Source organism: Aquimarina latercula DSM 2041 (genome assembly GCF_000430645.1).
GTDB lineage: Bacteria > Bacteroidota > Bacteroidia > Flavobacteriales > Flavobacteriaceae > Aquimarina > Aquimarina latercula.
Genome location: NZ_KE387185.1, coordinates 1520072 through 1535763 on the forward strand (window position 1 = coordinate 1520072; position 15692 = coordinate 1535763).

Sequence of the window (15692 nt, forward strand, 5' to 3'; positions counted from 1 at the left end):
GAAGTAAGTCAGTATTATAAGGATAATTCATTTTCGGGAATATTCTTCTTTTGCAAAATTATATTTAACGATGATATTTTGTTAAATAACTATTAAGAAAACATTTTTTGATCAGATTATTAAAAAAAAATTAACATTTGAAGGTGTTTGTGTATTGAAAAAATCTATAATACTAACATTATTCGTTTTGATCTTTTTTTAAGGTATTTTAAAACAGTAAAATGTATTTAAATGTTTGTAAATCATTTTTTTATGGTTTTTTTTAATTTTAAAAATTTAAGAACGAGATCTCACTTGTATATACTTTGTTAAGATTGACATATTGCTAAATTTAGGTTAAGTTTATTGTAGCTTTGACAAAATAAATGTGAAAAAACAACTAAATAATTATTTGTCTTTTCAGCTAATATTTTAAGCCTAATGAGGAATATATTATTATATCTATTTGTTATCGCAACTCATTTTTGTGTTGCTCAGGAAAACACAGTGACGGGGAAAACTGTAAATTCAAAAAATGGAGAACCATTACCTTTTGTAAATATTATTAATAAAACTAAAAATACAGGAACTACTTCTGATTTTGATGGGGTATTTTCAATCGTAGTCGAAAATGGAGAAACGTTAGAGTTTAGTTCAGTTGGTTTTAAAACAATAACAATGGTAATTAAAGATACTGCTGTTTTGGATGTTCAAATGGATGAAGATGTTGCAGAATTAGAATCAGTAGTTGTAATTGGTTATGGTACTCAACGTAAAAAGGAGATTACCGGATCGGTAAGTATCGTAGGAGATGATGTGGTTAGTGAATTACAACCTCAAATCGCAACAGAGGCGCTTAGAGGAACGGTAGCTGGAGTAGAGGTTTCGCAACAAGGAGGAAATCCTGGAGCTGCATTTAATATTAATATTAGAGGGATATCGTCTAATAGCAATAATAGACCAGATATCTATGTTGATGGCGCACTTACAGATTTTAATAATATAAATCCTGATGATATAGAGACATTTACTGTATTAAAGGATGCTCAAGCTGCAATATATGGTAGTACAGCTGCTAATGGTGTTATTTTAATTACGACCAAAGCGGGAAGAAGAGGTCAAAAGCCAAAATTATCCTATAGTAATTACTATGGTTTTCAGCAAGTAACGAAGAAGATTAATGTGCTAAATGCGACAGAATACGCTTTAGTGCAAAATGAAAAATTTGTTAATGGAGGTGATCCTATACGTTTCACTAATATAGCTTCTTTAGGAAGGGGAACAGATTGGCAGGAGGAAATTTTCAATACTGCGGCTGTTTTTAATCATGCACTTAGTGTAAGAGGAGGAGGAGAAAAATATACTTACTTATTAAGTGGAGCTCATTTAGAACAAGAAGGAGCAATAGGTGGGAGTAAAGCCAGGTATCAAAGGGATAATGTGCGTTTAAAATCGGATATATTTTTATCAGAGACTTTTAAGGTACGTACGGATATTAATTATTTATATACAGAAAATGGAGGAATCTTTGCGAATGGTTTAGGTTCAGTAACCTTTAATGCATTGAATTCTGAACCAACAATTCCACTAAGAGATGATAATGGAGTACTTAGTTTAGGATCTGCAGAGAGTTCTAATGAAGTATTTAACCCAGTAACTCAAATTGAGAATACTTTTAATGAATTTAGCCAAAATCGATTTTCTGGGTTTCTTAATTTAGAATATGATATTGTTCAAAATTTAGAGCTTAATGGAAGACTTAATATCACTCATCAATCTGGAAAACAACGGTCATTTACTCCTTCATTTGTGTATGGGCCGGGTAAAACAGCCAATGTAGATCCAGGAGAAAATACAGTCTTTGAACAAATAGATAATAACAACAATTATGTGTTTGATTATTTTGCTACATACAGTAATACATTTGCAGAAAATCATGATGTTACGTTAACGGCGGGAGGAAGTGCTCAGCGTTTTTGGGGATTTGGTTTCAATGGAGTAGCGTTTGATATTCCATTTAATTCATTTGATTTTGCAATATTAAGTAATGGTCGTCCATTTTCTCCATCTATAGATGATGATGAAAGACCTAATCCTGATAACTTATTTGGGAGGTTCGAATATGCAAATACACGTTCTTCTTTATTCGGTAGATTTCAATATGGTTTTAAAGGGAAATATCTTTTGTCAGCAGTTTTTAGAAATGATAGATCATCTTTGTTTGCTCCAGGTTTTGAGTCAGCAGACTTTTTTGGTATAACCGCTGGTTGGGTAGTTTCTGATGAGTCATTTATGGAAAATACAGGTATTACTTTATTAAAAATTAGAGGAAGTTACGGAGAACTAGGAAATGATAAAGCGTTAGAAACAAGACAAGGCGTATTTAATTTTGATCTACAAGGAGAAGGAGAGTTTCCAATCAATGGAGGTAATACCATTATTAGAGGAGCCGCGCCAGGATCTTTAGGAAATCCTTTCCTAAAATGGGAGGTAGCCAAACAACTTGATGTTGGTTTTGATCTACAACTTTTGGATGGGAGGTTTAATTTTGTCTTTGATTACTTTATAAAAGATACAGAAAATCAAATAGTAGATGTCGACGTTTCGGGGATATTAGGAGGAGGTACTGCTGGAGCAGTTGTAGCTCCACAAAATGTTGGAGATATCCGTAATAAAGGTATGGAGTTTTCTGCGGATTATTCTTTTAATATTGGAAAGTTAGAAATTGGGTTAGGTGCAAATCTTACCGTTATAGATAATGAAGTAACCAAGGTTATTGGAGGAGAGTTTATAGAACAAAGTGGTTTTAGGTTAGGGCAAGCCGCTGCAAGATTTCAAGAAGGTTTACCAGTAGGTTCTTTTTATGGATTGCAGACTGCAGGAATATTTCAAACGCAAGAAGAAATAGACAACCACGCTACTTATAATTTAGGTGCAACTCCTGCTCCTGGTGATTTAATATTTGTGGATACTAACAATGATGGAGTTGTAGATAATGATGATAGAACTTATTTAGGTGATCCTCTGGGAGATTTTACTTATGGAATTAACCTGTCATTACAATATAAGGGTATTGATTTCTCAATAAGAGGATTCGGATCCCAAGGAAATGAATTACTTCGTTCATATGAAAGGGACAACCCTTTTGTAAACCAATTGGATTATGTGCTAGGTAGATGGACGGGTCCAGGGACGAGTAATGAAATACCAAGGTTAACTACAGAAACTACAAATAATGGATTGTTATCTACCTTCTTCGTAGAAGATGCATCTTATTTTAGAATAAATAATATCCAGTTAGGGTATAGTATTCCTGTAGATCCTTTCAAATCAATTGGTTTAGAGAAGCTTAGAATATATATGTTAGCTACTAACCCGTTTACTTTTACCGAATATCGAGGGTATGATCCAGCAGCACAAACGGGTAATATTATAACAAGAGGGATAGATAATGGTTTTTATCCAGCTGTTAGTACTTACTCGATGGGTGTGAATGTTAATTTTTAAAAAGAAAGAAGCAAATTATAACTATGAAAAATATTAAAAACACTTATTTAACGATAGTTGTGTCCATGGCTTTTGTTATGATACCGCTATCCTGTAGTGAAGATTTTACAAATGTAGAACAAGAATTTGAAGTTGGGGTAGATGAATTTTTTCTTGAGGATGAGGCTTTTTTCGAATTGTTAATAAGCGCATATGATCCTTTAGCTTTTAGTTGGCAGACACAGCTTTTTGGAGAATTTATGTCTGATAATGCTATAGTGGCTGGAGAAGATGGATGTCAGGATATTCCCGAGTTTCAAAGATTAGGTACATTAACACACACAACTACTAATATCGCTGTGGCTCGCTTATGGGATTCTCTTTTTGGAGGAGTATTTAGAGCTTCGTTTTTTTTAGATAATGCACAAACTAGGGAGTTTGAAGATAAAGATGTATTTATAGCAGAAGCACGTTTTTTAAGAGCACTTTTTTATTTTGAGTTAGTCCGTAATTTTGGAGGTGTACCTCTAAAAGAATCCCGTTTTTTGCCAGGCGATGAAACAGCAATTCCTAGAAGTTCTATTGAAGAGACTTATGAATTTATCGAAAACGACCTGAATGCAGCAATTCCTGATCTTCCTATTGCCCAATCTCAGGTCGGTAGAGTTACCAGAGGAGGAGCTATGGCATTATTGGGGAAAGTAAAATTTTACCAAGAAGATTGGGATGGTGCGGTCGAAGCACTTACATCTGTTACCACATTAGGGTTTTCTTTAATGCCTAATTTTGGAGATGTATTTACTACAGTGGGTGAAAATGGTATTGAGTCTGTTTTTGAGATACAGTATTCTAATGCAGAAGGTGGTAATTGGAACAATTGGCAAGAAAATGCTGAGAGTGAGGGTAATATCGGGGCGTTCTTTTCAGGTCCCCGTTTAAGCGGAGATCCTGTATATGATGCTGGGTTTAGTTTTAATATACCACAATCTGATCTGGTAGATTTATATGCCGCTACTGATAGTAGAAAATCCCCTACAATACTAAACTTACTTGAATATTTTGGTGTAACAACCGAACAAGAACTTATTGATAGTGCTATAGAATATACACCAGGATGTGAAACGGACAGAGGATTTTATTTCAATAAAATTATTCCGAGAACTGGAGAGATAGACGGAGCTAATCAATTCGCTAGGTCTCCTTATAACCATAGATATATAAGATACGCTGATGTGTTGTTAATGTTGGCAGAAGCACATAATAGAAAAACCGCACCGAATGAGAACTTAGCCAAGAGTTTTTTACGTCAGGTTGTAGATAGAGCACATGGTACTGGCGTAATAAGTATTCCAGAATCAGGAATGCAACTTACACAAAGAATCTGGGACGAAAGAAGGTTAGAGTTTGCCGGAGAAGGAGATAGATTTTATGATTTGATAAGAACAAATCAGGCAGCAAGTAGACTTCCAAATTTTGAAATTGGGAAGCATGAATTATTTCCTATACCGTTAGATGAGATTCAATTTTCTCAAGGAAATTGGACGCAAAACCCAGGTTGGTAATATATTAATCAAGAGCAAGAAAAATGAAAAATTTTAATTTAATTATAGTATTAGTATTGTCAATCTTATTTATAGGATGTCAACAAGATGATAGTAGTACCGCTTTTATTGCAAATGCAGAGGAAGCTATTGTGACAGATGTAATGTTTGGAATTTCCGACGATAATTCAGGAGATGTTACGATTACTCCTTTAGGAAATAATGTATTATCCTTTGATGTGTTTTTTGGAGATGACACCATAAATCCGGTAACTGTGATCAATGGAGAAAGTGTAGAGCATACCTATGCTAGCGAAGGAATCTATGAAATAACAGTGCTTGCTTATAATGCAATTGGAGAAATTAGTGAATACAAAGAAGATCTAGAAGTGTCGTTTAAAGCACCGGAGAATCTTACTTTTCAAGTAATTCCTGATAATAATGACTTCCTTACATATTCGATACAAGCGGATGCGGATTTTGCAACATACATAGAAGTTTATTTTGGAGAGTTTGCAAACGAATTTATACAAATCGCTCCTGGAGATACTGCTACATATACCTATCAGACAGAAGGCGAATATTCAATTACTATTATAGCGTATAGTGGCGGTGCTGCTGTAACTCAAGATATGGGAATTATAGATGTATCTATTCCCCAAGAATTAGAAATTACATTTGATGATCCAGATGCAATGTATTCTTTTAATACGTTTGGAGGCAATCAAACAGTTACAGTAGTTGATAATCCAGATGTTTTTGGAAATCTAAGTCCAAAAGCAGTACAATGGGTAGATGGTAGTCCTAGCGAAGTTTGGGCTGGAGCAGCAATGAGTCTTACTAATAGTATCAATTTTGGAGAAGGGACTACAATTAGTATGAAAGTTTGGTCACCAAGTGCAGGAACTCTTTTTAAGCTTAAAATAGAGAGTCTTGCCGATGCAAATTCTGCGGTTGAAGTAGATATACTTACAACTACTACAAATGCTTGGGAAGTTCTAACATATGATTTTTCCACTACAGACTATGTTACACAGTTTGCTACTAATCCTGCTAATAATCTAGTTATATTCCCAAACTTTGGAGTAGATGGAGGTAATGTTACATATTATATAGATAATATTATACAAGGAGAACAATCTCTTGATACAGTTTTACCGATTCTTCCAATTGATTTCGAAAGTAGCGCGGGAACATTTAATCTATTTGGGTTTGGCGGCTCGGCTACAGAAGATGTAGTAGGTCAGGTTATTGATAATCCAGATGCGTCAGGTATTAATATTTCTTCTAAAGTTGGAACACTTAATAAACCAGTAGATGCAGAAGTATTTGCTGGAGTTGCTATTCCTTTAAGAGACGGTTATGCAATTGATTTTTCTGGTTCTACCTTAATTAGTGTAGATGTTTGGTCGCCTAGATCAGGGATACCAGTTTTACTTAAAATTGAAAATTCTGCAGGGGATGCAGCAGAAATAGAAGTGATGACAACACAATCTAATTCCTGGGAAACATTAACCTATGATCTTAATAATGCACCTGGTTTTAATAGTTCCATTGATTATACTCAAGTAGACTTATTCTTTGATTTTGGAACTGCAGGAATGGGTGAAGTATTTTATTTTGATAATATCAGACAATAATTTTTAATGAAATTCATAATATGAAAAATTTTAAATATGTATATAACATCAGTATTTTTTCTCTGCTTTTGATAGTATGCGGCTGTCAGGAAGAAGAGTTCGAATTTGGTGATATAAGTGCTCCAACGATTAGCTCTGTATTGGCAGAAGCACCTAGCCTTGGAGATCCAGAATATGGAACCGGGAATGTGTTTTTCGATTTGCAGGGAGAAGATATTATAACCTACATTATTTATACGGGTGATGGTAGATCAGAATCGTTTAAGTTTGATGGAAATGCTAAGGCAATGATTAATTATGCTGCACCTGGTATTAATACATATACGTACACAATTATTGCAGTAGGTATAGGAGGTATAACTTCGTCTACCACAGGAGAAGTAACTGTATTCACAGATTTAGATGACACAACTAAATCAATTTTTGGATTGTTAGCAGGAAGTACAACCGCTGATTCTTCTAAAACCTGGAAACTAGATGCTGGTGATGAACCAGGTTTTTATGGAGTAGGACCTGGAGGAGTAAATGTTCCACAAAATGATGGAGATCTTGTGTACTGGTGGGCGCCAACTTCAGCTGATTTTAACGAGGATTGTTTATTTAATGATGAATTGACATTTAATTTTGATCTTGAAAACTTCACATTATCTATGTCTACTGATAATATGGGAGACACTTGGTATCATGATGATTATACACCAGGAATTCCAGGAGGAAGTAATACAGCAGAGTGTTTGGAGGCTACTCCACCTTCAGTTTCTGTATCTATTACAAATGCAGGTTCAGAATTATTACCAGAATTCACAACAGATAGAGCAATCGAATTAGGAGGAGATGGTTTTATGGGACTTTATATAGGGAATGCAACTCGTACCTATGAAATACTATCTATCGATTGTAATCTGGTGTCGTTAAGAATATTTTTCTTTGATGATGAAGAGGATAGATTTAATGCTTGGTATTTAAGATTCAGGGCTGTAGAAGATGCTACGGATTGCGGAATCACATTGCCAAACTAATGTAATTGCTAAAAAAAATAAATATGAAAAATGTTATAAATTATATATTCGTTTTTGTGTCATTATCATTCATGTCATGCAATGAGGATAATGAGGTGTTTCAGGTTGATAGACCGAGTAACTTAACTTTTACAGTTGATGTAGTTGGTGAAACTCCTGAAATGCCCAATGGAGATGGGTCAGGAATGGTAATTATTGAAGCAACAGCAACTGGTGTTGTGAAGTATGATTTCTATATTAATGATACAAAAAGAGCATCTACTCTGGATGGAAAATACACGCACACTTTTGAGGCACTTGGTATCAATCAAAATGACATAAGAGTAGAAGCTGTCGGTCTTTCTGGAGGGGTTTCTCAACAAACCAGAAGTATCAGTATTCTTAGAGAAGAGGATACTACGGATGGAGAATTGATAATTTCTGGACCACTTCCGGGACAAGCACTTGTATGGTCAGATGAGTTTGATGGTGGTAGTTTAGATACTTCTAATTGGGTTTTTGAGACTGGGGATTTAGGAGTGAATAATGAGTTACAACGCTACACCGACAGAAGTGATAATTTAGTGGTTGAGGATGGACTTCTTAAAATTACAGCAAAAGCAGAACAATTAGATGGTAATGAATATACTTCTGCAAGAATAAAAACACAAGGTAAACGCGAATTTAGATTCGGAACGATGGAAGCTAGAATAAAATTAGCTTTAGGGCAAGGTACTTGGCCAGCTTTTTGGATGTTAGGAGCTAATATAGATGAAGTTGGATGGCCAGTTTGTGGAGAAATAGATATTATGGAGTATGTAGGGAGAAACCCAATACGCACATATTCGAATGTATTCTTTCCTGGGAATACAGGAGCTGATAATACTACATCAAGATCTTTAGATGTAGATGGACTAGATGAAGGCTTTCATGTTTTTAGAGCAGAGTGGGATACTAATAAAATAGTGTTCAAAGTAGATGGGGTAGAATATAACACATTTACAATCACCGATGGATTACCATTTAGAGATGATTTCTTTTTCATCCTTAACGTGGCAATGGGTGGAGATTTTGGTGGTGCTGTTAGTCCCGATTTTACAGAAGCTACTATGGAAGTTGATTATGTAAGAGTATACCAATAAATAATAATGGAGTTTCACTAAATTAAATTAGTTGTTTTTTTAAAATGCTGAAGATGTAAATATCTTCAGCATTTTTTATTTGTTATAGAAACGATATTATTTAGAGGGGTATTTTTTTTTGAGCACACAAATACTATCATTGTTTATACTGGCTAAATAATATTGTTGATTTTTAATTTTAATTTTTTCAATATCCCTAGCAGGACCTTGAATTTCAAACAAGCTCTTATTATCCTTAAAAAAACCACCTTTCTGATCATTTATTAATAACATTCCATGAAAAGCATCAAGTCTGGATAGTTGAGTGTTTAATTCATAATTATTACCAGATAATAAGATGTCATCGTAATTGTCATTATTAAAGTCATCGATATACATTGTGTTAATGCAGGAAATTTGAGCTTCTTTGGGCAAGGCTTTTTTCGAGAAAATACCATTACCATTGTTTAAGAAATAACAACTTTGTAGTTCTGTTACTCTTTTTTTAATGGCAGTTTTGATTTTTTGTTCCGGAAGATATTCTGAGAAATTTGCCTTAGCAAATTTAGCATAAGATAAATGCCTTTTGTTGATAACAGGCATTTGCTTGCTCAATTCATCTTTATTGTTAAAAACCGTTTCTGTCCCTTGATAAAAATGTGTTATTACAGGATCCATTTTTCCATTATCATCAAAATCACTAAGCATTAGAGTTATAGGTTCTTCTTGACTCGCAGTTAATCTAGTGTTTAATCCCCAATTCCCGCCAATAATATCAATGTCTCCATCATTATCAATATCGCTAGCTTTTACAGAATTCCAGAAACCAAATGTGTTTTTTAGGTTACTTTTTTTATCTAATTTGAAAATATTGTTTTTATTAATAAATATTTGGATTGGCATCCAATATCCAGCTATTATAATATCCGCTTGGTTATCATTATTTATATCCGCAAATGTTACATCCTGAACTAATCCTATAGAATTGAGTTCTGGAGCAATAGTTTTTGTTACATCAAGAAAGTTTCCAGTTCCGTCGTTTTCAAAAATATAATTCTGAGGATTCATGCCAAATGCAGAAGGAATACTATTAGAACCTATAAGTATATCTTGATCACCATCACTATCAAAATCAAATGCTTTGACAACTGATCCATTAATTGATAAGTTTTTAAAGCTTTGATAATCTCTAATAAATGATCCATTTTGATTTCTGAAATAGTAAACGGAAAGATTATCAGTTGTTGCTCCAGTTTCGTTTCCTCCATTAATGACAATAAGATCAAGATCATTATCATTATCAGTATCAATAAATATGTTGTCTGTATTTTCTGATTGAAAAGTTTCGTCTATTTCTGGGGTTTTTAATGCCGTAAATATTCCATCAGTTCCTTGTATAAATAGTTGAGCAGGTTTTCCTTTGGCAGCTCCTATGAAAAAATCATCATTACCATCACTGTTTATATCACCAACAGTAATTTCTGGTCCCTGATTAGTATTCATATATGGGATAAGAATTTCTCTATTAAATTCATTATAATTATTATCATTATGGCGGTATGGTATTTTTTGAGAAACATTAGTCAGTAATGATTCCGTATTTTTTTTAGTTGTTATTGCATAAAAATCATGCTTTGCCTCTTGTTTATTCACCTTTAATGATTGGTTGCTACTAATGTTTTTTAATGTTTGAAAAGATCCTCCGGGCCAAACTATGATTAAAGAATCTAAGGTGTTATGAGGTCCTAGGCCTATATGTATTTTGGGTGAAACGGCAGAAATATATCCTCTGGAAGGGTAATTTTCTTGAGTAATAGTTTGATTTTTTGTGTAAGCAATAACTTTAGATCCAATACCAAACCTATTATTTGTAGATCCATTAAATTCAATTGCTAGATAGTTGTTTTCTTTAGATAGTGTATTGCTGTTGTTTTCCATGATCATAGCAGTTTCGTTCACATTATTTGTGACCAGATCTAAATCTCCGTCATTATCTAAATCTACGTAAACAGCTCCATTGCTAAAGGATGGTTTTTTTTCAAACCAAGTGTCGGTGACATCTTCAAAATCAAAACCGTTTTTGTTTTTAAATAAATAATTTGGAGTGTGTTTTTTTGGTAATCGATCTACTAATTTTAAATCATTCTCAGACATATTTGTACTGATTTGATTTGATATAATTCCGTTAGAAATGAAACTAACAAAATCTTTATCATTAGTAGCTCCATATATTCCATTAGTAATGTAGATGTCTTTAAATCCATCATTGTCAAGGTCGGCAAATAATCCAGCCCAAGACCACTCTGTACCAGAAACACCAACCTGATATGAAATATCACTAAAGTTTAAGTTTCCATTATTGAGTTGTAAGGTGTTTCTAATAAATTGAGGATGATAGCCTTTCTTTAGATATTGATTAAAGTTTTGATAATTCATGTCACTTTCTGTAGTTTTTAAACTTTGCAAATCATCAGAAAGCATATCCAATGATAGAATATCCATGCGACCATCGTTATTAAAATCAGCAATATCATTGCCCATAGAGAAGTTAGTAGTATGACCAAATTTTTTAAAATCTTGAGATAAAATATCTTTAAAAGTTCCATCTTTTTGGTTTATGTATAAGTAATCATTTTCAAAAAAGTCATTACCAACATAAATATCTGGATAACCATCATTGTTTATATCACTTACGGATACACCAAGTCCATAACCAATAATACTGCTAAAGATTCTTGATTCATTGGTAGCATTTTTATAAACTCCATTGTCATTTATGAAAAATTTATCACCAGCTAGAGAATCTTTAACAAGTCGTTTTTTAGAATCTCCATATGTTCTTTTCGGATATACAGAATAGTTTAAAACATATAAGTCCAGATCTCCATCAAGATCATAGTCCAAAAAAGCAGCTTGATTAGAGAAACCAATAATATCTAATCCATATTTTTTTGCTTCTTCCTTAAAAACGGGAATTCCATTTTGATTGAGCCCTTGGTTTACGTATAATAGATTTTTACCTTTTTTATTTCTGTGTTTTCCAAGTTTTGAGATATAGATGTCTAACCATCCATCATTATTGATGTCTACATGGGTAACACCAGATGACCAACCATCTGTATTGTTTATTCCAGATGGTTTAGTAATGTCTTCAAATTTCAGATTCCCTTTATTCAAATATATTTTGTCACTCTCCATATTAGCAACAAAATATAAGTCGGTTAAGCCATCATTATTAAAGTCAGCACTTGTTACGCCAGCTCCAATATAAAAATATAAGTAGTTAAGGGCATTCCAATCTGATGTATTTGTTAAAGTGTTGGAGAAATTAATTGATGTCTCTTTAGAACTTTTTAGTGTAAATAATTTAGTTTGTTTTTTCTTATTACAATTTAAAAAGAGTAGTGCTAAAAATGTATAAAAAATGAATTTTGTATGGAATATTTTCATTTTGTTTTTCATTTAAGTGTTGTAGCTTTAAAAATAGGACTTTACAAAACGATTTGCCATTATTTATGTAGATATTTTTGTTTTTATTTTAAATCACAAAAATTAAGATATTTTATTGAAATTATTTTTAATCGTCTTTTAATAAATATGTTAAGATAATTTTTAGTATATTTGATAGACTACCTTAGCCCAAAAGATAGCATTTAATGAATCGTATTTGTTTTTTACTTTTTCTACTTCAATTTCTTTCTTTTTCACAATCTATTGAAAATAAGATTTTACCTAAGATTACCCATTATGATACTAAAAATATGGGGTTTGGTGCACAATCTTGGGATATTGAACAAGATGAAAATGGAATTATATATATAGCAAATGAAAATAAAGTTTTAATCTTTGATGGAAGTGAATGGAATTCTGTAGCAACCAATAATGCCATGGTTAATAGAAGTCTATTTGTTAAGAACAAAGATTCAATTTATTTTGGAGCTGATGGACATTTTGGATTGTTAAAAAACCAATTAAAAAACACATACGATGTTTCCCTGTTAAATAATGTTGATAAAGGTGTTTCTGATAGCGCAGAGGAGTATTGGAGGATACATGAAATTAATGATGAAGTTGTTTTTCAAACGTTTGGGAATCTATATATAAATCAAGGCAATATCATTACCAAAATTCCAGCTCCCTGTTGTTTTAAATGGAGCTATAAAATTGATGATGATTTGTATGTTAATGACGATAAACATGGAGTTTTTAAGTTGTTAGGAACAAGTCTATTACCGGTTTATGATAATGATGAGTTAAATGCAAATATTATTGGTGTAACGGATGACCGTGATGATTTAATTCTAATTAGTGATACTAAGGGATTGTTTAAGTTGAGTGATGGTGAAATTACAACCTTGGATTTCGCTATGTCGGATGAGGTAAGAAAGGCACAAATTTTTTCTTTTTTAAAATTGAAGGATGGAAGAATCGCTTTAGGGACAGTTTCTAATGGATTGTATATACTTGACCTAGAGACAAGAAAAGTTGAAAATATTAATAAGTTAAAGGGGTTGCAAAACAATACTGTTTTGTCAATATTTCAAGATGATGAACATAACCTTTGGTTGGCATTGGATTATGGTGTTGATTATTTAAAACTAAATTCTTCTCTTAAATATTTTTATGATTACTATGGTAAATTAGGAACTACATATGCGGCTGTAAAGGATGAGGGTTTTTATTATATAGGAACAAATCAAGGACTTTATTCTTTAGATGTGAAATCAATTACAGATAAAGATGATTTTGAACAGTTACTTAATGGTCAGGTCTGGAACTTAGTTTCAATTAATGACAATGTTTTTGTTGGTCATGATACTGGAGCCTATACATTGAGTGGAAAGATTCTTAAAAAGATGGGGTTTAGTAAAGGTGCCTGGGATTTTAGATCGTTTAGGGTGGATAAAGAGGATGTCATTATTTCTCCAAATTACAATGGAGTGTCCTTATATGAAAAAATAGAAGAGAGTTGGCAAGAATATCAGCTTAAAGGATTTAGTAAATCAGTAAGATATCTGGAGGTAGATGAAGATAATTATATATGGTTAGCTCTGCGATCAGAAGGTGTTTTTAAGTTTAGGTTAGATTATAGGAGTAAAACACTTTTGCAAGAAAGTTTTTTTCCTTTAAGTGATTTCGAAGGAGGAGTATTGTCATTGTCTAAAGTGGATAATGAGATAATGATTACTTCAGGTTTTTATTCATATCGGTATAAATCAAATAGTGATTCTTTTGAAAAGAGAGAACTGGGTGATAAAAAAGGATATTCTCCGAGAATTATAAAAAAAAATGGAGAAACTTGGTATGTTGATAATGAGAGCGTCGTTATAGAGAATGAAAAGGAAGCTGTCAATCTTAGAGAATTGCAAGATCAATTGGTTCCAGATGTTTTAAATGCTTTTACATTAGATGAAAAGCATGAGCTTATTCCTATATACAGTGGCTTTTCAGTTTATATTAGAGATAATTTGACGCCTTTAGAAAATATAAGAGAAAAGGTTTTAATTCGGGATTTTGTTTCAGTGGGTAGTAAAGTTTCTTATGAAGAAGAATCTAATATACCTTTTAAGGATAATGACCTTAAGATAAGGTATGCTTTGCCTATATATGGTAAAAAAGTTACGTTTCAATCAAAGTTAAATGATCAAGAATGGAGTGATTGGACCACTTCTACAGAACATACATTGTATAATTTGAAGGAAGGTAATTATACGTTTTATGTAAAAGCAAAGTATGATGAAGTTGTAAAAGAGTCTTCTTTTGCGTTTACTATAAAACCTCCGTTATATAGAACATCTTGGGCATATTGTTTTTATATTTTGTTGATTGGAGGAATGCTTCTTATAGCGCGCTTTGTCAATCGTTATAAAATGAAAAAACAAAAAAAGAAATTACTTGAATTAAAAGAAGAAAAACTAAAGAAACAAGAAGAAGAACATAAGGCGCAAAAGTTAGAACAAGAACGTAGGATAATCGAACTAAAGAATTCTAAATTAGAAAGTGAGGTAAAAGCAAAAAGTAGAGAACTTACTCAAATAGCTTATGTTAATCTGAATAAAAATAAAATTTTAAAAAAGATTAGGGATAAAATTGTGAAAATTCAAGAATCTCCTAATTCAAGATCTCATGATAGTAATTACATGGACTTAAAAAGATTGGTAGAATATTATATAACCGACAAAGAGAGTAAAATATTTAAAATAAATTTTGATAAGTCTCATCAAGAGTTTTATGAACGTTTGTCAAAACAGTATCCGAGTTTGACATCAAAAGATCTTAGACTGTGTGCTTATCTTAAAATGAACTTATCTTCCAAGGAAATAGCACCTTTATTAGGAATAAGTCCACAGAGTGTCGATGTTAATAGACATAAACTTCGAAAAAAGCTAGAATTAGATCCAGAAAGTAATCTAACTAATTTTTTAATGATATTCTAAACGTTAGAATTGTTGGTTCTTTCCTAAATAGTGACAATTTTTATTTCAATAACTTTAGTTGTAATAGCTAGAAGCACAGTTGTTATATAATAGCCTTTATGCATAGCTTATATTTTACTTTATATATTATATGTTATTTCATGGGATGTTTTAAGTTGTTTTATTAATGTGGTATAATAATAAGGACAGGTTGTTATTTAATTTGATATTATTGTTTTGATTTATTGTGGATTGTTTTCTATTTTTTTTGTTTGTGTAAATCGTATGTTTCTAGGTTGTTATAAAAAGATTAAAATTTTCTTCAAAAAAGTTGTTGTTGATTAGAAAAAGGGTTGTATGTTTGCACCCGCAAAACGGGATATTGTTTTGTTGTGTTCATTGAGATTGATTTTGTTTGTTTGAGTTAGGTTTTACTGGGGTTTAGATGCTTTTGTAGATTTGGTTCGGGGTTCAAAAAAAACTTTAATTTTTTTTCAAAAAAAGTTTTGTG

7 protein-coding genes are annotated in these 15692 nt (G+C 32.3%); 6 read left to right on the top strand and 1 reads right to left on the bottom strand.

Translation table 11 applies throughout. The annotated features are described in order from the left end of the window. Positions 1-420: 420 nt before the first annotated feature. From H526_RS0124580 to H526_RS0124600, 5 genes are read left to right on the top strand one after another with little or no spacing between them, the layout of a single operon-like run. Positions 421-3486, top strand: coding sequence for a SusC/RagA family TonB-linked outer membrane protein (locus H526_RS0124580; protein ID WP_027395381.1), 3066 nt, complete (start codon positions 421-423; stop codon positions 3484-3486). Positions 3487-3509: 23 nt separating this feature from the next. Next, entirely contained in the window at positions 3510-5027 is a 1518-nt protein-coding gene (locus H526_RS0124585; RefSeq protein ID WP_027395382.1) for a RagB/SusD family nutrient uptake outer membrane protein, read from the top strand. Positions 5028-5050: 23 nt separating this feature from the next. Beyond that, positions 5051-6646, top strand: a complete 1596-nt coding sequence (locus H526_RS0124590) for a phage tail protein (RefSeq protein ID WP_027395383.1) — start codon at positions 5051-5053, stop codon at positions 6644-6646. A 20-nt stretch (positions 6647-6666) separates the two neighbouring features. Next, positions 6667-7665: a hypothetical protein gene (locus H526_RS0124595; RefSeq protein WP_027395384.1), complete on the top strand. Its 999-nt coding sequence runs from the start codon at positions 6667-6669 to the stop codon at positions 7663-7665. 23 nt (positions 7666-7688) lie between these two features. Then, complete coding sequence (locus tag H526_RS0124600; RefSeq protein WP_035086362.1) at positions 7689-8786, top strand: glycoside hydrolase family 16 protein; 1098 nt, start codon at positions 7689-7691, stop codon at positions 8784-8786. Between the two features lie 96 nt (positions 8787-8882). On the opposite strand, the gene H526_RS0124605 is transcribed toward H526_RS0124600, so the two are convergent. Further along, on the bottom strand, positions 8883-12215 hold the full coding sequence (locus tag H526_RS0124605) for a VCBS repeat-containing protein (RefSeq protein ID WP_155839774.1): 3333 nt from the start codon (positions 12213-12215) through the stop codon (positions 8883-8885). A gap of 206 nt (positions 12216-12421) precedes the next feature. On the opposite strand from H526_RS0124605, the gene H526_RS0124610 reads away from it, so the two are divergent. Continuing rightward, a complete protein-coding gene (locus tag H526_RS0124610) occupies positions 12422-15202 on the top strand; it encodes a ligand-binding sensor domain-containing protein (protein ID WP_027395387.1) in 2781 nt (926 codons plus the stop codon). Positions 15203-15692: the final 490 nt, after the last annotated feature.